The sequence below is a fragment of the Paenibacillus ginsengarvi genome (genome assembly GCF_003626695.1).
Classification (GTDB): Bacteria; Bacillota; Bacilli; order Paenibacillales; family NBRC-103111; genus Paenibacillus_AB; species Paenibacillus_AB ginsengarvi.
On sequence record NZ_RBAH01000010.1, the window covers coordinates 124,844 to 145,540 of the forward strand.

20 protein-coding genes are annotated in these 20,697 nt (G+C 59.0%); 3 read left to right on the plus strand and 17 right to left on the minus strand.

All coding sequences use genetic code 11. The annotated features are described in order from the left end of the window. Positions 1-18 precede the first annotated feature (18 nt). The 3 genes from D7M11_RS15490 to D7M11_RS15500 all read right to left on the minus strand — a co-directional run bounded on the left by D7M11_RS15490 (position 19) and on the right by D7M11_RS15500 (position 3,923). Positions 19-1,344, minus strand: coding sequence for an ABC transporter substrate-binding protein (locus D7M11_RS15490; protein WP_158606639.1), 1,326 nt, complete (start codon positions 1,342-1,344; stop codon positions 19-21). A 255-nt stretch (positions 1,345-1,599) separates the two neighbouring features. Further along, the gene (locus tag D7M11_RS15495) at positions 1,600-2,487 is read right to left on the minus strand and encodes an AraC family transcriptional regulator (protein WP_120748148.1); all 888 of its coding nucleotides are present in this window, start codon (positions 2,485-2,487) and stop codon (positions 1,600-1,602) included. Positions 2,488-2,666: 179 nt separating this feature from the next. Further along, a complete protein-coding gene (locus D7M11_RS15500) occupies positions 2,667-3,923 on the minus strand; it encodes an FAD-dependent oxidoreductase (RefSeq protein ID WP_120748149.1) in 1,257 nt (418 codons plus the stop codon). A 151-nt stretch (positions 3,924-4,074) separates the two neighbouring features. Here D7M11_RS15500 and D7M11_RS15505 point away from each other — a divergent pair, with 151 nt between their 5' ends. After that, on the plus strand, positions 4,075-4,269 hold the full coding sequence (locus D7M11_RS15505) for a hypothetical protein (protein WP_120748150.1): 195 nt from the start codon (positions 4,075-4,077) through the stop codon (positions 4,267-4,269). A 77-nt stretch (positions 4,270-4,346) separates the two neighbouring features. Here D7M11_RS15505 and D7M11_RS15510 read toward each other — a convergent pair whose 3' ends face one another. The 5 genes from D7M11_RS15510 to D7M11_RS15530 form a co-directional block, all read right to left on the minus strand. Beyond that, a complete protein-coding gene (locus D7M11_RS15510; RefSeq protein WP_120748151.1) occupies positions 4,347-4,805 on the minus strand; it encodes an MEKHLA domain-containing protein in 459 nt (152 codons plus the stop codon). 52 nt (positions 4,806-4,857) lie between these two features. Next, entirely contained in the window at positions 4,858-5,412 is a 555-nt protein-coding gene (locus tag D7M11_RS15515; RefSeq protein ID WP_120748237.1) for an RNA 2'-phosphotransferase, read from the minus strand. Between the two features lie 38 nt (positions 5,413-5,450). Next, complete coding sequence (locus D7M11_RS15520; RefSeq protein WP_120748152.1) at positions 5,451-6,677, minus strand: RtcB family protein; 1,227 nt, start codon at positions 6,675-6,677, stop codon at positions 5,451-5,453. Positions 6,678-6,714: 37 nt separating this feature from the next. Further along, complete coding sequence (locus D7M11_RS15525; protein ID WP_420818379.1) at positions 6,715-8,016, minus strand: AAA family ATPase; 1,302 nt, start codon at positions 8,014-8,016, stop codon at positions 6,715-6,717. Between the two features lie 127 nt (positions 8,017-8,143). Next, positions 8,144-9,577, minus strand: a complete 1,434-nt coding sequence (locus tag D7M11_RS15530; RefSeq protein ID WP_120748238.1) for an RtcB family protein — start codon at positions 9,575-9,577, stop codon at positions 8,144-8,146. Positions 9,578-10,218: 641 nt separating this feature from the next. Between D7M11_RS15530 and D7M11_RS15535 the strand changes: the two genes are divergently transcribed. Beyond that, the gene (locus tag D7M11_RS15535) at positions 10,219-10,632 is read left to right on the plus strand and encodes a VOC family protein (protein ID WP_120748154.1); all 414 of its coding nucleotides are present in this window, start codon (positions 10,219-10,221) and stop codon (positions 10,630-10,632) included. A gap of 103 nt (positions 10,633-10,735) precedes the next feature. Here the strand turns inward: D7M11_RS15535 and D7M11_RS15540 are convergent, their stop codons facing one another. From D7M11_RS15540 to ilvB, 9 genes are all read right to left on the minus strand, one after another. Beyond that, positions 10,736-10,987 (minus strand): hypothetical protein, encoded by a 252-nt coding sequence (locus D7M11_RS15540; RefSeq protein ID WP_147433443.1) that lies wholly within the window; start codon positions 10,985-10,987, stop codon positions 10,736-10,738. A gap of 58 nt (positions 10,988-11,045) precedes the next feature. Next, a complete protein-coding gene (locus D7M11_RS36430; protein ID WP_158606640.1) occupies positions 11,046-11,183 on the minus strand; it encodes a hypothetical protein in 138 nt (45 codons plus the stop codon). Between the two features lie 70 nt (positions 11,184-11,253). Beyond that, positions 11,254-12,279 carry an NADH:flavin oxidoreductase/NADH oxidase gene (locus D7M11_RS15545; protein WP_120748156.1) on the minus strand — a complete coding sequence of 342 codons (1,026 nt, stop codon included), beginning with the start codon at positions 12,277-12,279 and terminating at the stop codon, positions 11,254-11,256. A 277-nt stretch (positions 12,280-12,556) separates the two neighbouring features. After that, positions 12,557-13,405 (minus strand): CPBP family intramembrane glutamic endopeptidase, encoded by an 849-nt coding sequence (locus tag D7M11_RS15550; protein WP_120748157.1) that lies wholly within the window; start codon positions 13,403-13,405, stop codon positions 12,557-12,559. Between the two features lie 132 nt (positions 13,406-13,537). Further along, a complete protein-coding gene (locus D7M11_RS15555) occupies positions 13,538-13,861 on the minus strand; it encodes a thioredoxin family protein (protein ID WP_120748158.1) in 324 nt (107 codons plus the stop codon). Between the two features lie 2 nt (positions 13,862-13,863). Beyond that, on the minus strand, positions 13,864-15,006 hold the full coding sequence (locus D7M11_RS15560) for a winged helix DNA-binding domain-containing protein (protein ID WP_120748159.1): 1,143 nt from the start codon (positions 15,004-15,006) through the stop codon (positions 13,864-13,866). A 148-nt stretch (positions 15,007-15,154) separates the two neighbouring features. Further along, on the minus strand, positions 15,155-15,661 hold the full coding sequence (locus D7M11_RS15565) for a hypothetical protein (RefSeq protein ID WP_120748160.1): 507 nt from the start codon (positions 15,659-15,661) through the stop codon (positions 15,155-15,157). 233 nt (positions 15,662-15,894) lie between these two features. Next, complete coding sequence (gene ilvN / locus D7M11_RS15570) at positions 15,895-16,374, minus strand: acetolactate synthase small subunit (protein WP_120748161.1); 480 nt, start codon at positions 16,372-16,374, stop codon at positions 15,895-15,897. After that, a complete protein-coding gene (ilvB, locus tag D7M11_RS15575) occupies positions 16,361-18,127 on the minus strand; it encodes a biosynthetic-type acetolactate synthase large subunit (RefSeq protein WP_120748162.1) in 1,767 nt (588 codons plus the stop codon). The genes ilvN and ilvB overlap by 14 nt, the downstream gene beginning before the upstream one ends. 242 nt (positions 18,128-18,369) lie before the next feature. Between ilvB and D7M11_RS15580 the strand changes: the two genes are divergently transcribed. Beyond that, the gene (locus D7M11_RS15580; protein ID WP_120748163.1) at positions 18,370-20,637 is read left to right on the plus strand and encodes a LuxR family transcriptional regulator; all 2,268 of its coding nucleotides are present in this window, start codon (positions 18,370-18,372) and stop codon (positions 20,635-20,637) included. Positions 20,638-20,697: the final 60 nt, after the last annotated feature.

Below are 20,697 nucleotides of genomic sequence, written 5' to 3' on the forward strand. Positions count from 1 at the left end.
GAGCCTCCACCGTAGGTGTTATTTTTTCTTCGCCGCTTCCGCTTCGGCTATCGCCTTGTCCGCAGCCTCCTGCGCTTCCCGCAGCAGCGTGTTAATATCCTTCGTGCCTTTGGCGAGGTCGGCGGCGGTGGCGTTGAAGAAGTTGTCGATCGTTGCGTTGTATGCGTGCGGAGGAATCATTTTTGCCGGCTTCACCTTCAGCGCACCCTGCACATTTTTGCCTTTGAGCACATCCACACCAGCGGCGAAATCTTTGCGGATATTTTCGTCGGCCAGCGCGGTGAGCCTTCCGCCGCGGTTGATTTGGCTTTGTACAGCCGGCGAAGTAAAAAACTGAATCGCGAGATAAGCGTCTTCCTTATGCTTGCTCGTTTTCGAGATGCCCATCATTTTCGCCCCGGGATGAATCGTTACGCCCGGCAAGTCCTGGAACGACGGCATGCCGACCAGGTCGAAGTTCATTTGAATGTTGTTCGTTTGCATGCTGCTCGCCGTATCGGTAATCCAGTTGCCCATCATCGCCACGGTCCGGTCCTGCAGGAAATCGGCGCCTTTGATCGGAAATTCGCCGCTTACGACCATCCCGGGAATTTCGTAGAACGGCTTGATCAGCTCCAGAATCGATTTGTAGCCGGCGTTGTTCAGCAGCGCTTTCTTCGTCGTCTGGTCGTATACGGGCATCGTTTTCGTCCCTGAGAATACATTCGGATTGGGCGGTAAAAAGCCGCGGTATTGCACACCTCCGTCAACGAACGTGAGCTTTCTCGACAGCTCCAGCATGTCGGCCCACGTCATGCCGTCCTTCGGGTAAGGGACGCCCCGTTTATCGAACAGATCTTTGTTGTAAAACAGCGCATAATGGTTCAGATCGAACGGAAGACCGTAAATTTCCCCATTCGAGCCTAGCTCGGTGATCCAGTCGATGTTCGGCTTCGCAAAGGAGCTCAAGTCAATCGGATTCGCTTTGTTTTTGACCATTGCGCTCATATCGTACGGAATATCCAGGTCCTTGAACGTGCTGTACCGGACGTTGGCGACGTAATAAATATCCGGGAACTCCCCTGCGGCTGCCAATTTGACCGGGTCCGTCCGGTCGACCTTTATCGTAATATGCGGGTATTTCGCCTTCAAAGGCCGGAACAGCAGTTCCTCGAATTCCTGATCGCTCATCGCGAGCCAGTACGGCACGATTTTGAGTTCAACCGGCTCTTTAGGCTTATTCTCGGCCGTTTTCGGATTCGCCGCGCCATCGGCGTCTCCTGCCTTGCCTTCCCCGCAGCCTGCCACCATCGCCGAGGCAACTAGGACGGCGCTGAGCACGCCTATCTGCTTTTTAAAAACCATACTTCGACCTCCTCTGTGTAGCTTCATTGACATTGCCGGTTTGGATGGAGCCTGGTGCTGAAAGACGAATAAAATGGAAATAAAATCTTATTTTATAAATGTATGCGATTTCATAGACATAACCATTCCCGCCCCGCTCGCGGATTGCCGGCATCCGCGAAGCCGTTCCGGCCGCTCTTGCTCCTTGCTCCTGCTCCTTAAGCATACAACAACTCCAATTGCAGAAACCCGTAAAAAAATTGCACGATTCCGCCCTCACTCGGGCATGACATACGTTTTGGACGCATTCAGCCTGTACTGGTGAGGGGGCGTCCCGTACCGGTTTTTGAACGTGCGGATGAAATAAGACGGCGAATTGAATCCCGTTTCCTCGCTGATTTCCTCCACGGACAACTGCCCGGCGAGCAGCAGCATCCTCGCCTGCTCCAGTCTTTTTGCGGTTATATATTCGGAGATGCTCTTCCCGGTCTGCCGGCGGAACAATTTGGACATGTAGTTGACCGAAAAATGCAGGTCTTCCGCCAGCTTATCGAGCGAATACGGTTCCTTGTAATGAGCGTCGATCCATTTCAGCACCTCGCCGATTCGCTGCGTTCTGAGCAGCGGCTTCACCGGCTGTCCGGCAGCCGCGTTCGGCATAATCGTCGTCGTCAAATCGACGAAAAAGCTGAGAAAAAAGAGAATGACCGCCTCCTCATGCACCTGATGGGCGTCCGCCACAAGCGTTTCATTCAGGCTGCGGAACCGTTCGTGAAGCGCGGTATGCTGCCGCTCGTTCAGCTCGAATAACTGCGGGCAGTCGCTATCGCTTAAAAAGCCCGTAATAAGATCATGGCAGCGAGGCAGAATAGACGCGCACGAATCTATAAACGTCGGCTTCACTTTAATCAGCGAGCACGTGTACTGAGGCGGTATGTCCATATGGAGGTAATGAACCTGGAACGGTTTGAAAATCATCAGCGTACGGGGGCGGACGGCGTAGAAGCGATCCTCCACAATGACGTGCCCGCTTCCCTCGTATACGTACAAAATTTCGATCCCTTGATGGGTATGAAAGTAGTGGACCGGTTCGGAATATTCATCCCGCGTCGACAAATAGCGGAAAAAGTAAAAGTCGTTTTCTAGCGCCTTCACTGCAATCATACTGTCTCCCCCTCGCCTGCGTGGATGGCCCTCTCGTACCTGGATAATTTGATATATAACAGACAATGAGGGTTATCCGCAACCTGAATACCGATTCTCAAAAAAATAACCCTAGCCCGATCAAAATCGGACTAAGGTTATATAGTAGGAAAAAACGTACCGCTATTCCGCCCGGGCGATTACTTCTTGAAGCGAACGCCCTGCTCGAGCAGCTTCCCATGCACCTCGGCCGCGTCCACATCGCGGCACGGACGGCCGCTTTCGATAGCCAGAGAAGACGCGATGCCGGCCGCCTGGCCGAGCGCGTAACAGGTCGGCTGTACGCGCATGGAGGACATCGCCACGTGCGTAGCCGAAATCGCCCTGCCCGCCACAAGCAGATTGTCGAAGCTCTCCGGCACCATGCAGCGGTAAGGGATATCGTACCCGCTCACCTTGCGCTCGTCCGTCGTTTTTTTGCCGTCCGGGCTGTGAATGTCGATCTCGTAGTTCGTCTGGGCGACGACATCCTCGAACCGTCTGCCGCCGACTACGTCGTCCTCGGTCAGCGTGTACAGCCCGGCGATCTGGTTCGTCTCCCGCACGCCGACCTGGCCCGCTATGTGGGACAATACGTACGTTTCGAAGCCGTTGCGCTGCAAATAGTTGGCGACCGAGAACACCTGCCGGAGTGCCTCCGTCTCTGCGTAATTGATATCCTCGATGCGGGCGCCGTTCCCTTTCACCCGGGTCATGTTGACGAGCAGCGTGCCGTCGTTGTTCCGCTCCCAATACAAGCGGCGGCCTTGCGGCAGCTCGGAGACGTCGTTATATTCGTAGCAGCCTTCCGGCAGCACCGGGGTTACCGGCTTGCCCGTATTTTGCATCATAAACATGAGCGTCATAGGCTGGGTCAGTCCATCCTCATCGCGCCCCGATACATAAGGTACTCCGGCATCGATCGCCACACGCGCGTCTCCCGTACAATCGATAAACTGGCTGCCCTCGAACGCGCGCAGTCCTTCCCGCGTCGAAACGACGACCGCGCTCACGCGTCTGCCCTCATGGAGCGTGCCGACGAAATCGGCGTGGTAGTACACGCTCACGCCTTCCTTCTTCATTTTCTCATTCAAGTAATGGCGCAGCAGAAACGGCGAATATTGCGGAGCAATCGATTTATCGTGATCCTCGGGCAAATATTGCGCCAGCGTTTCGGCGATAATTTCCCGGTAAATGCCCGTCACGTTGCCGATCGGCATAAAAATGCTCACATTGCCAAGTGTCCCCATGCCGCCGAGCTGCCCCGATTTCTCCAGCAAAATAACGCGTTTGCCGCAGCGTGCCGCACTAATCGCCGCCGCCGTTCCGGCCGGACCGCCGCCGATGACGACGACGTCCGCCGACGCATGTACCGGTACCTCTCGTTGAAATGCATAACCTATCCGTTGATCGCTCATAATTTTTCTCCCTCTCTCGTTTCTGTTATGAGCCAAGTATAAAGGATCGGCGATCCGGCTTTTAGTTTCACTTTTGTTTCGTTTTTGAGCTTCAGCTATACTATCCATAACATGAATTTCCATTCATCTATCGAAGGGAAGGTAGCGGGGGATGCAGCTAACCGACAGGTTTGTTGAAGCATTATGGGAAAAAGCAGGGCCGTTCGGGATCCTCGGTGCTGCAGGCGCCGTGCTCACTGCGCTAATTGTACTGGTTATACTCCTTGCGGCTGTGCGTCGCGGAAACAATAACGGCCACCTTGAACACCCGGACGATAAGCAGCAGCGCATTAAGCGAGAGGAATAGGCTGGTAAAACAAAGGCCGCCAAAAGCAAACAAGCCAGCCGGAAGCTTCCGGTTGGCCTAGTTAATATGCGCGCGCCTCAAAGATAGCTATGTTCCCGGAACGCCGCAGCTTGTCCGCGGAACGTCCCGCTCTCGTCCGCCAAATTCCAGACGGTCGTCTCTATAATGTAAAATTTGCGGCCCGTTCTGGATATGCGAACGCCGGTATAACCATCGATATATCCCTTAGCGCCGACCGCCTCCAAAAACTTGGCTCGATCCTCGCGCACCATCGGCTCTGCGGTCAGTCTCGACGGCGTGCGGGTAAACGTATCCCAGTCCATCTCCCACAGCGTCAGCGCCTTGCCGCTGCCGAAATTCAGGATCGGATCGGCTTCCGTGCCGTGAGACAGCACAACGAGCGGAGCGGCAAACAACCGTTCGAATTCTTCTCCAGCAGCAGGCATTTCCTCGAGCAGAGACTTGCCGGTCAATCTTATGTAGCTGTCCATAATCAGTTTGGCATGTTCGTTCGTTGCGCCAGGGCCGCTGTACATCTCGTTCAGGCCTCCTTCGAATAAAGCGGGGCCGTTGCCGGACCCGACCTCATTATACGTTATTAACGGCGCAGCAGGAAGGAGGGACGAAGTCGGCCAGCCATACTTCATTACCGGCAAAATAAAACCGGACTCCCTCCTCCCTCGCTTTCGCCGTATCTACTGTTACGATCGATAGCGTCCCCTTGCGGCTGCCCGCGAGCGATGCAAAATGCAGCCCCTCCGACAAATGAACGTACTGTCTGCCCATCCGAACGATGCCTTCCTGCAAAATGCTCGGAACGGCGCCGCTGCTCGTGCCGTGGTACAATACCGCCGGAGGAATGCCTTCCTCGTAGGCGACCCGCTCGTAGCTGTGCCCGTAACGGGCGCGAATGCGGCCGTCCGCCAGTTCGAATCGCTGCTTGTCGGAACGGCGGACGACCGTCTCGATCTGCTCCAGCGTCAGCTCCCGCCAGCCGTCTTTGCCGCGAATCGCCTGGAGCAGCCGCTCCACGGGAACGGAGCCGTCCTGCGGGTCCAGCGTAAGGCCGAACGCTCCGGGAGCGTGACGCAATAGTTTCGTCATCATTTTGCTTAGTTTCGTTTCTTTCTCTTTGCTTAACATGTTTAAATCCTTTCTTTCCTTCCCGGGCTGCCCGCCCGTCAATCTTTATACGGGTCGAATTCGTCCGCTCCGGCCATGCACACCCCGATCGGCTTCAGCACGTGCAACACCTCGATCGTTTCGGCGTGAGCGTCCAGCACCTCCTGCAGCTTCCGGTACACGAACGGGCTTTCGTCCGTTCCGGCACCGCGAAGCTCGACGCCGAAGTCGCGGACCGCGCGTTTCATTTGCTCCGGTGTAATAGCGCCTCCGATGCGCGTGCGCGTCTTCCAGTTCATTTTACCCGCCGCTTGGGTGCGGCTCATGATGCGTCCGGCTCCGTGGACGGTGCTGTAGCACGCCTCCCGGTTCTCGTTCGTATCCTTGCCGCGCACGATGACGGATATATCGCCCATGCTGCCGCCGATGAAACCGAGCTGCCCGGGAGCGGAAGGCGTTGCTCCTTTGCGCACTACGATGCACGAGCGCCCCTCGTGCTCTTCCCGCCATGCGTAGTTATGATGGTTATGCACCTCAAAATCCGCTTCCGTGCCCAGCAGCGCGAGCACCTGCCCGATCACGTACTCTCTTCCTGCATAAGCGTACCGGCCGGCCAGCCGCATCGCCCGTTCGTACATATCGCCGAGCTCGCTGTCCAGCTCCAGCAGCACGGGCGGCTGGTCCATTTTCTCCCCCGGCGCACTGCCGAGAAACTCCCGTCCCGCAGCCAGGTTGATGAATCCGCTCGCCGTCTTGTGCCCGAAGCCCCGGCTGCCGAAATGGTTCGCCACCCAAAGCGCGCCGGTCGCCGGCTCCTCGAACAAATCGACAAAATGGTTGCCGCTGCCGACCGTGCCGAGCTGATCGCGGGCAAGCGCCTTCAGCTTGTCGTGTTCCTGCGTGCCGACCGCGCGGTAGACCGCCCAGTCCGGATCGTCGAACAGCTCGTGATCGACCTTCTCGCTGTTAACGCGGCCGACGCCGAACGAAATGCGCCGGGCGATGCCGTCCATAATCCGCGGCAAATGCGGCATAACGTCCCGCGCCGACAGCTTTGTGCGGACCGCCTTGTTGCCGCAGGCGATATCGTAGCCGACGCCGGACGGGGATATTTGCCCGTCGTAAACGACGACGCCTCCGATCGGCTGGCTGTAGCCTTTATGGTGGTCCGCCATCAGCAGCGTCCGAACGACGTTGCCGGTCGCGGCGCAAGTTTTGGCCTGGGACAGCGCCCCATCATCCGGGTTGCCCCAGACGCGAACGCCGTCTATATGCTGGTATGCCATTTCTCTCATCTCCTTAGTAGCAAATTGATCCGCTCCATCACGCGCCGATAAAGCCGACACGCCCGTCGGACGGTTCCTTGATCCACGTATTCGTGCGCCCTTTCGTCAAATCCGCCTTCATGCCGCGAATGAGCGCCTCGATCCGGACTTCCCGCTCGTAGTGCCACTGAAGCGCCGCCGATACATACAGCTCGTTTAACTGGGCGAGCGTAAACGAATCCGTCAGCTTCGCCGCCAAGGGCAGCGCCTCCTCCCCGAGCAGGGCGGCCAGCCCTCTTTGCCGCAAATAACGGGCGCGCATAGACTCATCCGGCAGCGCGATCTCGTACGCCCGGTCGAAACGGCCCGCGCGGTTCATAAGCGCCGGATCGATTTTATCCGGATAGTTCGTCGTGCCGATTAGGAATATCCCCTCTTTGGACGTCGCGCCGTCCAGCGTGTTCAGGAAAAACGAGCGGACCATCTCCGGCATCGAGTCGATGTCTTCGATGATGAGCACCATCGGCGCCATTTTCACCGCCGACTCGAACACCTCCTGAATCGAATCGCTGCTCGTATGCTCCGTAATTTGCCAATAAGCCGCAGGCGCACAGACGCTTCCCGCGATCGACTTCACGAGCGTCGTTTTGCCGTTGCCCGGTTTGCCGTACAGTAAGATCCCCCGTTTGTAAGGAATATCGTACTCGCGGAAAAAGCCCCGGTCCTCGGCAAAAAACTGATCGATCGAGCGGAAAATGTCCGTCTTCACCGCTTCGTCCAGCAGCACCTCGTCGCGCCCGATTCGCCGCGTTATCGGCTCCTGCGCCGAATCGATACCGTGGCGCGTATCGCTGAAGACGATCACCCGATTGCGATCGCCGCCATGACGCCGGCGCTGCATATAAGCGAGGAAGCCGTGCAGCGCTTCGTCGTTTGCCGCGAAAATAAAGTCTTCGCAATAAATGCCGTGCTCGCGGAATGCCGGGACGCGCGCAAGCGCCACGCCATGCTGCGGGTATGCGAATACGTTGTTGCGCAAGGACGGGTACACCCGGTAGCCAGGTTGCTCCGGCTCGGCCCGGAACGAGAAAGCGCGCGATTCGATCAGATCGAAGATGCGGGTTACATACTCTACTTCACCGCTCCCGTCGCGGACATCCTCCTCCAGCAGCTCCCAGAAGTCTCCCCTGCCGTGGTCTTCGTCCACATACAGATGAAACTCGGTCCGGTATTTGTCGTTCAGACAGCTGCGAATCCGGTGAATAACATGGGCATAACCCGTATATTCGGAAAGCTCCGTTCCGTTTCCTTCTCCATAGGCAATGAGGCTGATCTCGCTTCTGCAACTGCCGCTGTCCATAGGCCGCTGCTGCGCTCCGCTGACCGTTTGCTTTCTATCGTTAACCTTTTGGTTCCTATCGTTAAAAGTCATAGCGTTACCTTTGATCTCCGTATCGGGAATGGTTTGCTTCATAGCGTAAATCTCCTTAAGCTCCTTTGATCGTCGCGAGCGGGGTGCACTTGGCTACCACGGAGGCAAGTCCCGCCCCTACGACGCTTTCGATAATTTGGTCGACGTCCTTGTACGCTTGCGGCGACTCGTCCACGATCGACTCCAGCGTGCGCTGATTGACCACGATTTCCGACTCCGTGCCGACCCGCAGCGCCGAGCGGAATTCGTCGACCGTGACGAGCCGCTTCGTCGCGCTGCGCGAACGCGCCCGGCCCGCTCCGTGGCAGATCGAATAATAATTCGCCAGGCCGCCGGCCGCGCCGACCATCAAGTAGGACGACGTGCCCATCGAGCCGGGAATGAGCGCCGGATGGCCCGTTTCCATGTACGGCTGCGGATTGTCCGGATGCCCGGCGGGCAGCGCCCGGGTTGCGCCTTTGCGATGAACGAAGCGGGCGACGCCGTCATGCTCTTCCTCCCAAGCGTAATTGTGCATCAGGTCGTACAGCGTCGACAGCTCCGTTTTCGGGCCGAACATGTCGCGGAACGCCTCCCGGATGCCGTAGGCGATCAGATGCCGGTTCACGACCGCATAGTTGAGCGCCGAGTACAGCAAGTGCATGTACGTTTGCCCGGCCTCCGTGTCCAACGGGGCGAAGAAGAGCTTCGGATCGGCCGTGCCGAGGCCATAAGCGCGCATCGTTGCGGCAATCTCCGTAGAGCACAGCTGATTGACCGCCCCACCCCACGAACGGGAGCCGGAATGGATCATCACGATGACTTGGCCGTCGAACAGCCCCCATGCCTCCGCGACGGCGCAGTTGCCGTCGTCGATGCGGATTTGCTGAATTTCGGCAAAATGATTGCCGCCCCCTAGCGTGCCGAGCTGCCGGTGCGAGCGATGCCAGACCGGGTCCGCGAACCGGTCCAGATACGCCTCATCGAAGCCGAATTTGGCGCTTTCGACATGCGTCAGCGCCGTCGCTTTGCGCGGCGTGTAGCTGTCCGGCACGTATTTTTTGGGCAGTCCGTGCAGCCCTTTGCGGATAATATGCTCAAGCCGGATATCCGAGAAATGCCCGCGCCGGTGCTCCTCGATCGGTAAGTAAGCCTCAATCGCCTTCACCAGCTTGCGGCGCAGTCTGACGTCGCGCAGCTCATCTCCGTGCAGATTCGTCAGGTGAACGCGCATCCCGCAGCCGATGTCGCTGCCGACGATCGAAGGCGACACGTATCCGCCTTCCGCGTTCCAGACCGCCGTCGTGCCGATGCACGTACCGACTCCCACATGGACGTCCGGGGTATAGCTCATATAAACCGATCCCGGTATTTGCAGATTATTGTTAGCCATATGAAACACTTTGTAATCCAAGGCACCGAACAGCGCCTCCGAGGCATAGACGTGCAACTGCCCCGCCGGCAGCTCCACCTGCCGGTAGTAATCATGATTCGTATCGTTAGTTATCATAAACATAAAATAAATGAACCTCTCTTTACACTTAAAAATAAGAACAACAAAAAACCACGGACGTCGAACGTCCGTGGCAGGATTTCTTCTAGCGATAAGGCCGGCATGCATACAGCAAACACGGCCGTTACGTAGGCGAACACCCGGCGTGGCCGATGAACGACGAACGGACAGAAACGGTTTGGGAAGCGAAAAGGGAGCTGTCTTGCGTCAATAAACGAATCGCGCGAATCATCTTCATCGACCTCCTTCCAAAATATAGTTCTCATCATACCGGGCATTCCCGCCCGCTGTCAATAGGTTTAATAAATAAAATATTTCAGTACCATAAAACTTTTTTATCGCATTAAAGCGTCGCTCCGGCAACGCCAAACTGTCCGTCACGAAGCAGCAGGCCGCGGCGTTTCCGCCACGGCCCGTCTGTTTCGGTTAAACCGAAATCACCTTGGTTGTCATTTTTTGCATCACTCCTTTCGTAAGGCTGTCTTTATCATAACGGATCGGAAAGCGCCCCCGCTATGGAACGTTTCGTTAAAACAAAATTCACTCCCGGCGGTGCCGCGCAAAGTACTTATTGAGCATGGACAAGGCTCGGGCTATACTGGGGTGGGAAGAAAATACTGGATGCAGGGGGAATGGCAATGGGAAACAATGGAGTCATCGGCGGCGGCGGTTTTCATCATGTCGCGATTCGCGTATTCGATTTTGAAGCGACGCTTCGCTTCTACACCGAGGTGCTCGGCTTCCGCGAGCGGACGCGCTGGGGAGAGGGAGACCGCCGGGGGGCGCTGCTCGATACGGGGGACGGCAACTATCTGGAGGTGTTTGCCGGGGGAACGGAAGGCGCAAAGCCTGAAGGAGCCTTTTTGCACGTAGCTCTGCGCTGCGGGAATGTCGACGAGACGACCGAACGCGTCCGGGCGGCCGGACAGGAAGTAACCGTTGAACCGAAGACGGTGCAGATCGGCGATTTTACGGTTCGGCTCTCTTTCTTCAAAGGACCGGACGGAGAACTGATCGAGCTGTTCAACACGATCGGCGAACATAAACTGTAATCGCGGCGACGACGACAAAACGTCGGTCTTGCGCGCTATTTTGGACGCACGCAGGACCGACGTTTGTTCGTTTTCCTATGATGCATTGGACAGATACCCCGCTCTACTCCCGCAAAGCATCCTTCAGCCGGCTCGACATGATGCCGGCCTGGGCGGCCCGCAGCTTGACGAGTTCCCGCTTCAGCCGTTCGTTTTCGGCGGCGAGCCGCTCTGTATAAGCCCGGTCGCCCGCTTCCCGGCTTTCCAGCTCGTCGATCCATTGCAGCAGTTCGCCGCACCCGTCGCCCGCATGTTCGGACAACTGTTGAATGACGGTACGCGCCGATTCGTAATTGTACTCCTTCTTTTCGCTCACAGCGACCCCTCCCGGCAATCCGCAGTACGTCTGCATTTCGCCTTTCTCTTGTATCCCGTCACGTCTTCGCCGGAGCGCCGGATTCGACCGGCTCTTCTCCGCACCCGCACTTGTTTTGGTTTTGCATACAGCCAGTAAGCAGCAAAACAACTGCGGCCCATGCAACGACAAAAATAAGCTTGCGCTTGTCGGACACAGCTATTCACTTCCCTCCCGATTCGTTTTCCTAAGAGAAAGAACGAAGATGTAGGCGGGAATGTTGCACTCTAAAAAGCCCGGGCATACGGCTTCGGCGATGGAGCCGCTTCCTTGCCAGCGATAGCCCGGATCGCATGAATCGCCCAATACGGGTCGCGCAGCATGCCGCGCCCTACCGCGACCAGATCGGCATCGCCGTTAGCGACGGCGGAATCGGCCAAAGCTGGTTCGTCCAGGATGCCGACCGCTATGACAGGCACGCCGAGCTCCTGCTTGAACGCCCGCGCAAACGGCACCTGGTAACCGGGATAGTTGCCGGGCTTGCGCTGGCCGGCAGGCCCTTCCCCGCCGGTCGATACATGGAACAGATCGACACCGGCGTCGCGGTAGCTGCGGGCGATGTCGAGCCCATGCCCAATACCGTACCCGCCGTCGATATATTCGATCGCGGATATACGCAGCGCAAGCGGCATTCCGGCCGGCATCACGCTTTTAACCGCGCGAATGACCTGGACGCCGAATAAGGACAAGTCTTTGCCGTAAACATCGTCCCTCCGGTTAAGCGCCGGGGAATGAAATTGGTGAATGAGGTAGCCGTGCGCCCCGTGCAGTTCGATCGTATCCACCCCTGCGGCTATCGCCCGTACGGCGGCGGCGCGGAACTTGTCCACCATAGCCTCCGTCTCTGCCGTTGTAAGCGCCCGAGGCGTCTTGGAGCCGGCGTCTACGGGGATAACCGACGGAGCGACCGGCACTTCCGCGTCCTGCGCTTTCCGCCCGGCATGGGCGATCTGGATGCCGACCTTCGCGCCGTGACTGTGAACGGCCGAGATCACCCGGGCAAACGCCGGTATTTGCTCGTCGGACCAGAGGCCGAGGTCGTAATCGGTGATGCGGCCGTCCGGCTCCACATCGGTCATTTCCATAATGACGAGGCCCGCGCCCCCGACCGCCCGCGACGCGTAGTGCACATAGTGCCAGTCGTTCGGCTTGCCGTCCTTCGCCTGTACGGAATATTGGCACATCGGGGGCATAACGATGCGGTTTCGCAGCTCCAGATTGAGCAGGGAAAACGGGGTAAACAAACGATTCATCGTAAAAATCCTCCCTCGGGTTGGTGAAAGGTTTCATAGAAGTTGAACTGCCAATCTTCAAGGAACATGCGAGTGCAGCGGAGAAACGGAACAGGCTTTCACAACCTGAGTTCAACTTATATAGTGTGCTATGTACCCGAAACTATCATACATAGACCAGCCTTTGCAACCTTGCGAGCGAGAGCAACCATCCCCAGTTCCTTTAAGAACCGGCAAAAAGCCGCCTGCAACAAGCAGCCGGCAAGAAAAGGCCTGCAAAACAAGAACAGGCGCGTTACTAACCGAAAAGCCCGCGGCCCTGTTCCTGTCTGATTCTTTTGGCTCTGAGCCACAGACCGATGCCGAGGAACAGCGCCGCTGCAACCGCTCCTGTGAGCGGATTCAGCCAAAAGCCGCCAAGCCCGGTAAAGGTTATGGCCCCGCCAGGCCCCATCAAAGCCGCAGGAACTCCGGCATGAACGGAGTGCATAACTACACACGGCCAAACGGATCCGGTCAGCCGGTACATTTCGACGTACATAATGGCAGAGGCGATCAAAAACAAGCAGCCCGACAGCAGCATCCCCGATCTCGAAACCGATTCGAAATAAACATCCGGCAAAAATACGAGGTAGTACGCCGCGTGCCATAACGCCCAAACGAGCCCGGACAGGACGTAAACGAGCCAGTCGGCAAGCCCCCGCTCGATCAGCCTCGGCGTCAAATAGCCGCGCCAGGCGAACTCTTCGAATATATTTTTCACCATGCTGCCCGCCATCGCATAAACGGCAAGCTGTGCAAACGCATTCAGTTCAAAGTCCGCCAGATTGGCAGAATGAGTCAGCAAAGCGAGGCCAACCGTTAGGAGCGTCACAATCGGATAAATCGCAAGAGAAACCAGATACCATTTTAGATTTCGTATAAAAAAAGGTTTGATGCCCATGCCCGCCCAATCGCGATCGACCGTTCGCAGCACGAGCATCGTCAGCACCGGCAGCACGAGCCATAGCGCCATGCCCAGCGTGCCGCCTTCCGGCTGATCGGTCAACAGCGAGTCCAGCCCAACGCCAAGCCAGCCGCACGCCAAGGCGACGATGATGAATAGGACGAGGCTGACCATCCGTCCGGCCCCTTTTGCAACCGCCATGATCTCACCCGTTTCCGCTTGGGTTCCATACGTTTCCAGCCGCCGGTTTCCCTACATAAGACGAAGGACCTCGCCCGAGGCCCTTCGATTGAACTTCACATCCGCTGCGCCGCCGCTGGCGGATACAACGATTTACGCATCGGACAAGCCGTTCAAATACTCGCGCACTTGATCCGGCGTCTTCGCGAATTTGCTGTGCAGATGGCCGATCTTCCGGCCGCCCCGGTAGGCGAGCAGGCTCGGGATGCCGCGGACTTCGTTCTCCTCGGCGATTTCCTGAAACTGCTCCGCATCCATCTCGACCCACGTTTTGTCGGCATGGTCGCCGATGACTCCGCCGATAAACCGGTCCAGATTTTTGCAATCCGGGCACCACGACGTGTAATATTTGACGATTGTAACTTGATCCCGGCCGATCAATTCGCGGAATTGCTCGGTGCTCGTAATGTTCTCCATGGTTAACACCTCAGTATCAGATCGGATTCGTAAAAATCAAGCAGCCGCGCCGCTTCTTCCTCCACCTTCGCCCGCGTTTGCGACCGGACTTTGGACGCCTCGAACCAGTTCACCTGCAGCTCGGTTTGATTCTTTTTCGCTTCCAGCGTCCAGATGCCTTCTACGCGACCGTCCACGAGAACGGCCGGGGCCACAATCCCGTCGCCGCGGTACAAAAGCGGACGGTACGGCTCCTTCATGAAGGACGAGCTGGCGTGCGCCATCGACACCGTATACGGATCGAAGTGGGGCAGCAGCCGAACCGTTCCTTCCGGCATCGATGCGGCATGCAGCTCCTCCACATCCGAGCGGAGTATCCAGCCTTCGCGGCCGTCCACGATGACGGCGGCGATATCGCCCTCCAGAGAGCGCATCAGCCTTTTGGCCGCAGACGTGTCGATATTCCACCACCGGGCGAACTCTTCGAACGTGGCCGGACCGTAAACGGCCAAGTAACGCTTCGCCGCTTCGCGCATAATCGCCTCCGGCGATTCGGACGGCGCGCTCCACCGTTTGATCCATTGATCGGGGCGAACGAACGTATCCTGCTCGCCTTCTTTCGGGCCGAACGCGAGCAGCCCTTCCCGCGCAGCGGGACGCAGCAAATCGGCGGAGCCTTCCAGCAGCAGCGCTCGCAGCTCCTCCTGCCCTTTGCTCGCGGCTACCGCTCCCGCCAAGCTTTCCAGCGTTTTCGGCTCCTGTCCGAGCACTGCGCCGATTGCCTCCAGCAGATCGTCCGTCTGCCGCTGGGAAACCAGGCGTCCGTTCACCCGCTGTGACTTGCGCGCGGTGTCCGCCGTGTATTCCCGCAGGGCGGACAGTACGCGGGGAAGCTCGACCGACGTCAGCACATAACGTTCTCCCCGCATCGCCCAGCACTCCACAAGCGTTCTGTCTTCCCGCAGCGCTTGCCGGATATCGGCCGGCTTGACCCCATCCGCTCTCGCCCATACCGCTAATTCAACCGCCTGCATCATCCGGGACGGAATGCCGCCGATACGGTGTACCGTATCGAGCCAGCCCTCCTTGCCGGTGCGTCGTAGCAGATTTTGGCGCGTCAGCCGCCAAGCGGCGACCTGCTGCATGCTTAATCGTTTTGCGGGCATATCGTCTATTCCTCCGTTGTCTTGGAGCCGCCCGTTTCAGATGCCGGAGCATACGGCAGCTTCCTTACTGTATCGGTTGCAAGTATACCACGGCCGCCCCGCCACTCACAAATAGGAGGTTTTAGGGCAGCCGGCGCCCGGCAAACGATTAGCCGCCCGCCGTGTGCAGATCGTCCAGATTCATCAGCTTCCAATCCGGTGTGCCGTCCCGGGTCAGAAACCATGTATCGATAAAGCTATCGTTCGGCTTGCGAATGTGGTCTCGCGCCGCCCAAATTTCCGATAAGCGAAACGTCGGAGAAGCGTTGCGAATGAGGAGCGAGATCGGATACGCCGGATCGTATGCCATTTTCTTCGATTCCTTGCGCTTGATCAGCTCGTTGAGCTGCGCAATGAGATGGGCTAGCGTAACCGGTCCGCTCAAGCTCCCGTCCGGGCGTCCGAGCAGCGCCTTCGCTTCGGCCGCGTCGTAGAACAGATGAGTGATTTCCACGCCGAGTTTATCTCCCCGCGAGGTTTGCAGGACGGCGTCCGGCCGGTCGTGCTGGTAAAGCAAGCGCAGCTTGACGGAATGACGCGAGTTGAACAGCCTGATAAATTCGCGAATCGCAGCTCTCTCCAATGCTAGCTTCTCGGTATCGTGCCGTGGCTTCATAAATGCCCCACCTCCGGATCTGAGCAAATGCGGTTCTATACCTATATTACCACATCCGGCGAAAAACGCCCCGCGATTGCGATGTGAAAAGCCTTAGGGCTGACTGCCCGCTCCGTCTTACTGCCGAACCATTCGTCCGTCTTTCTCCTAAATGGAAAAACTCCCGTTTCTATCGGCGGTATGCCGGTTACCGGGAGGTAGATGGAAAAACTCCAGTTCATATACTGCTGCAGCTACTCTCCCCGCAGCATCGCCGTCTCGCCCGTGCGCGTAAGCTCCAGTATGCCGTACGCCTCAAGCAGTTGAAGCAGCGCGTCGTTTTTCTCCGGCTCTCCCGCAACCTGAATGATGACCGAGCGGGGGCCGACATCGACCGTCTGGCAGCGGAATGTTTCCGCGACGGCGAATATTTCCGGCCGCTTTGCAGGCTCGGCAGCCAGCTTCACGAGCATCAGCTCGCGGGCGATCACCGCCCTGTGGCGCAGAATTGCGACCTCGACGACGTCGATCAGCTTGCCGAGCTGGCGGACGATCTGCTCCGCTTCCCGCTCGTCCCCGGCCACCGTGATCGTAATTCGGGACAGCCCCGCCCGCTCGGAGCTGCCGACCGTGATGCTCTCCATGTTATAGCCTCTGCGGCCGAACAGGCCGGCGATGCGCTGCAGCACGCCTGGGTGATCTTGCGCGAGTATGGCGATTTTATGCTTGGCCACGGGTCTCGCCCCCTTCCCCCACGATCATGTCGGCGAGCCGTTTGCCTTGCGGCACCATCGGGTAGACAAGCTCCTCCTTCGCTACGACGAAGTCGATGAGCACCGGCCCCGGCGTAGCGAGCGCCTCCTGCCACACCCGAGCGGCTTCGCTTCTGCTGGCCGCCCGAAGCCCCTTCACGCCGTACGCCTCCGCCAGCTTGACGAAGTCCGGACTGCCGGACAAGTCGATATGACTGTACCGGCGGTCGTAGATCAGCTCCTGCCACTGCTTGATCATGCCGAGCGTACCGTTGTTGATGACGACGATTTTGACCGGTATGCGGGAAATGGCACAGATCGCCAGCTCCTGGGCGCACATCTGCATGCCGCCGTCCCCGTTGATCGATACGACCAGCCGGTCCGGGCTGCCGATCTGCGCGCCGATCGCCGCCGGAAAGCCGAAGCCCATCGTCCCGAGGCCGCCCGACGTCAGCAGCGATCGCGGACGGGTAAACCGGTAAAATTGCGCCGTCCACATCTGATGCTGACCGACGTCGGTCGTCACGATCGCCTCCCCCTTCGTCGTGTCGGAGATCATCTCGATCACGGCCTGCGGCTTGAGCGGATACTCGCTGTCCGTGTAGCGGAGCAGATAGTCCCGCTTGATGCTTTGCAGCTCCCGCAGCCATGCCGCCTTTTCGGCGGATGGGGTTCCGCTCCCGCGTCGCCCGGCAAGACGAGCGTTCGCAGCGCCAAGCGCATCGCGAACGTCGGCATGGACGGCTATGGCCGTAGGCACCAGCTTGCCGATCTCCGCCGCGTCGATGTCGATATGGGCGATCACCGCTTTCGCGGCGAAGCCGTCCAGACGCATCGTCACCCGGTCGTCGAAGCGGGCCCCGGCCGAGAGAAGCAGATCGCATTCGATCAGCGCCCGGTTCGCCGCGACCGTGCCGTGCATCCCGGGCATGCCGAGCCACTGCTCATGTTCGCCCGGGAATCCACCTAGCCCGAGCAGCGTCGTCGTGACGGGAATGCCCGTCCGCTCGGCGAAGGCGAGCAGCTCGTCGCTCGCCTCCGCCGCAACGACGCCTCCCCCCGCGAGCAGCACAGGCCGCTGTGCCGTTTCTAGCGCATCCAGCAGCCGCTCTACCTGACGGTTCAGCTCCGTCCGGTCTGCGGAAAGCGGCGAATAGCCTTGGATAAGAAGCTGCTCCGGATAGCGGAATTCCGTAAACTCCGCGGATACGTCCTTCGGAATATCGACGAGCACGGGCCCTTTTCGCCCCGTTCCCGCGATATAGAAAGCTTCCCGGATCGTACGGGCGAGATCCTCCACCCGCCGCACCATATAGCTGTGCTTCGTGATCGGCAACGTCATGCCGACGATGTCCGCCTCCTGAAACGAATCGGTGCCGATAAGCGACGTCGGGACGTTGCCCGTTATGACGACGAGCGGCACCGAATCCATATGCGCCGTCGCGATGCCGGTGACGAGATTCGTCGCTCCCGGGCCCGATGTGGCGAGGCATACGCCGATCCGGCCCGTCGATCTGGCGTAGCCGTCGGCGGCGTGGATCGCCCCCTGCTCGTGGCGCGTCAGCAGGTGGCGGAACTGCGGATTGCCGTGCATCGCATCGTAAATGTACAGCACGGCCCCTCCGGGGTAACCGAATACGCACTCCACCCCTTCCAGCAGCAAAGAGCGCAGCAAAATGTCCGACCCGGTCACCCGATCCGGCTGCAACAATCGTTCGCGTTCGTTGTTGTTCATACCGTCATCCTCTTTTCATCCAGATTACCGTTACGGTAACATGCGGGGAAACGGTTTGGTATTAGCCATAGGGTGACATCCGGCGTATCCTTTCGGCTACAAAACAAGCTTCTCCCGGCGCGGCTAAAAAGGGACTGGACCGATACCGCCTCGACCGTTTACCATGAGAACAACAATAATGCTGCCGGCCTTGATAAGCCTTTATCCATCAGCCATAACGCCGCAGAAAGGAGCTGCCGACTATGGAACGCGAAGAAGACAAGGGACTACACCCGGATATGACGCTCGGCGCACGGATCGAGCGGCTTCGCGAGGACGAATTCGTCGGCCGTTCCTTCGAACTGCGGTTTTTTACGGATTATTTGACCCGTCTGCCGGAGCGGAACGAACGGATTCTGAGCGTGTACGGAACCGGCGGCATGGGCAAAACGGTGCTGCTCGAACGGTTCCGCGCCATCGCCGCCGGAAGGGGCGCGCTGTACGTTCAGGTCGATCTGCGCCAAGTGCGGCGGGGGCCCGAGCAGATAGCCGCGCTAACATTCGCGCAGCTGCCGCCGGATACGGGGGCGACATTGGGAGGATCGGGCGCAGGCGTACGCGACGGAGCTTCGACCGGTGGCGAAGCAACCCTGGAGCCGGCCTACGCCGAGGACACCGCTTCCGACGCCGCGCTGGCGAACCGGTTCGCCGCGCGGCTGAATCGGCTTGCCGCTTCGCGAAGAATGGTGCTCGCCTTCGACCATTACGAGGAAATCGGGAGCTTGGACGACTGGCTGCGGGAGACGGTCCTTCCGAAACTTCATGCCAATATGCTCGTCGTTATTGCAGGGAGGTTTTCGTTGGAAGGACCTTGGCGACTCCCGCCCTGGCGGAAGCTGGCCGTCGCCCTGTCCGTGTCCGAATGGAGCTATGACGAGGCCATGGACTACTTGGCGCGATGCGGCGTGACTGAGGAGGCGGCTTGCGACCGCCTGTGGCTGCGAACGCTCGGGCATCCGTTGTCGCTCGCGATGGCGACGGCGACCTATTTGGATAACCGCGCCGGATATGGCAGCCTGTATCCGCCTGCCGCGCTGCCGGACCGGCTCGATACGCAAGTCGAGGAGCTTGTCCGCCACTGGCTGCAAGAGGCGCAGGACGACGAGCTGCGCGAGTTGGTTATGGCTGCCTCCATCGCCCGCACGTTCCAGCAGGAAAGCTTGATCTTGTTGATTGGACGCGACGTACCTTCGTCCTTGTTCGATCGTCTCGTCCGGCTCTCGTTCGTCGAGCGCGGCGCGGGCGGATGGCGGATGCACGAGCTGGTTCGGGAAACCGTGCGCCACTCGTTCCGCGAACGGTTCCCGGAGCGATTCCGCCAGTATGTGCGCAGCGCGGTCCGTTCGCTTCGCGGTAGGATCGCCGCCGGGCTGCGGCAAGGCCGGGACATTTCCGAAGAAGCGGCCGAGCTGCTCGGGCAGATCGGCAATCCAATTTTGAGGGCGCACTTCCGTCACTCGCGCGCCTCCCGCAACTACTGGGAAACGATCGGCCCGCACAATGCCGCCGATGCCGAAACGTATATCCGGCGCCGAATAGATAGCGCTAGAGACAGCGTTGTCCGCTGCTCGGACCCGGAAACGGGAAAGTTGTTCCGCTTCTCGCTTTCCGCCGTCCAAAGCCTGCTCCCGCTCCATCATATCGACGTGCGGGAGCTAATCCGCCTCGGCGACGGCCGCGCCCTTCGCTTACTGCGTTGTCCCCGCGGCGAAACGGTCGGCTTGGCGGCGGCGGTGCCGATCCGCAGCAGCACTCTGCCTTATTTGAAGCAGGCCCCGCTGTCCCGCGCCTATTTCGCCGCAGTTTCCGCGACCGCTAACGACGCACTGCATGATGGAGGCTTCTTCCTATACGCCACCGACGTTATCGACTACGAGAACGAGGAGCTGCGGTCCGACATCGTCCGCCTGAAGCTTTCGCAGATGATGTCAGGCACGGTTCTGCTCGCTTCGCCGCCGCACGTTCCTTATTTCGCGGAAGCGTACCGGAGCCTCGGCTTCGCGCCTGTCCCGGGCGCCGAGCACGCCGATTACGACGCAGCGACGCTCACGCCGACGTACCGGCTTGATACGCGGGGCGCTGCCATGCTGGCCTTCCTCGACCGGGTATGCGACTACCCGGATCTGATCTCCGGTGACAGAAGCGACGAAGACGAGTCTGCCGCTTTTGCGGCCGCTGCCGGAGACGATACCAAGGCGCATTGGACAGGCGAGAGGGCCCGGTCGGATACCGGGTTCGGCACGACTGTAGGCGGCTCGGCAGCGGTCTCGCTCACTCCTAGGGAACAGGAAGTCGCCGACCTGCTGACGGAAGGTCATACGAATGCCGAAATCGCCGCCGAGCTGTACATGAGCGTGGCCGCAGTCAAAAAACACGTCAACTCGATGCTGCACAAGCACGGGCTGCGCAACCGCACCCAGCTCGCCAAAGCGCTGACGGCTGCCCGTCCCCTCCGCAAGCCGCCCGACTGAAGCGGCTTCCCCCTTTTCACCACGCGATTGAAAAGGTACAATGCAAGAGGAGCTTATGCC

What these genes read in the sequence shown, in the direction of transcription:
- D7M11_RS15490 (WP_158606639.1), bottom strand. Translation starts at nt 1,344, where the DNA reads ATGGTTTTTAAAAAGCAGATAGGCGTGCTCAGCGCCGTCCTAGTTGCC.
- D7M11_RS15495 (WP_120748148.1), bottom strand. Translation starts at nt 2,487, where the DNA reads ATGATTGCAGTGAAGGCGCTAGAAAACGACTTTTACTTTTTCCGCTAT.
- D7M11_RS15500 (WP_120748149.1), bottom strand. Translation starts at nt 3,923, where the DNA reads ATGAGCGATCAACGGATAGGTTATGCATTTCAACGAGAGGTACCGGTA.
- D7M11_RS15505 (WP_120748150.1), top strand. Translation starts at nt 4,075, where the DNA reads ATGCAGCTAACCGACAGGTTTGTTGAAGCATTATGGGAAAAAGCAGGG.
- D7M11_RS15510 (WP_120748151.1), bottom strand. Translation starts at nt 4,805, where the DNA reads ATGTACAGCGGCCCTGGCGCAACGAACGAACATGCCAAACTGATTATG.
- D7M11_RS15515 (WP_120748237.1), bottom strand. Translation starts at nt 5,412, where the DNA reads ATGTTAAGCAAAGAGAAAGAAACGAAACTAAGCAAAATGATGACGAAA.
- D7M11_RS15520 (WP_120748152.1), bottom strand. Translation starts at nt 6,677, where the DNA reads ATGGCATACCAGCATATAGACGGCGTTCGCGTCTGGGGCAACCCGGAT.
- D7M11_RS15525 (WP_420818379.1), bottom strand. Translation starts at nt 8,016, where the DNA reads ATGGACAGCGGCAGTTGCAGAAGCGAGATCAGCCTCATTGCCTATGGA.
- D7M11_RS15530 (WP_120748238.1), bottom strand. Translation starts at nt 9,577, where the DNA reads ATGATAACTAACGATACGAATCATGATTACTACCGGCAGGTGGAGCTG.
- D7M11_RS15535 (WP_120748154.1), top strand. Translation starts at nt 10,219, where the DNA reads ATGGGAAACAATGGAGTCATCGGCGGCGGCGGTTTTCATCATGTCGCG.
- D7M11_RS15545 (WP_120748156.1), bottom strand. Translation starts at nt 12,279, where the DNA reads ATGAATCGTTTGTTTACCCCGTTTTCCCTGCTCAATCTGGAGCTGCGA.
- D7M11_RS15550 (WP_120748157.1), bottom strand. Translation starts at nt 13,405, where the DNA reads ATGGCGGTTGCAAAAGGGGCCGGACGGATGGTCAGCCTCGTCCTATTC.
- D7M11_RS15555 (WP_120748158.1), bottom strand. Translation starts at nt 13,861, where the DNA reads ATGGAGAACATTACGAGCACCGAGCAATTCCGCGAATTGATCGGCCGG.
- D7M11_RS15560 (WP_120748159.1), bottom strand. Translation starts at nt 15,006, where the DNA reads ATGCCCGCAAAACGATTAAGCATGCAGCAGGTCGCCGCTTGGCGGCTG.
- D7M11_RS15565 (WP_120748160.1), bottom strand. Translation starts at nt 15,661, where the DNA reads ATGAAGCCACGGCACGATACCGAGAAGCTAGCATTGGAGAGAGCTGCG.
- ilvB (WP_120748162.1), bottom strand. Translation starts at nt 18,127, where the DNA reads ATGAACAACAACGAACGCGAACGATTGTTGCAGCCGGATCGGGTGACC.
- D7M11_RS15580 (WP_120748163.1), top strand. Translation starts at nt 18,370, where the DNA reads ATGGAACGCGAAGAAGACAAGGGACTACACCCGGATATGACGCTCGGC.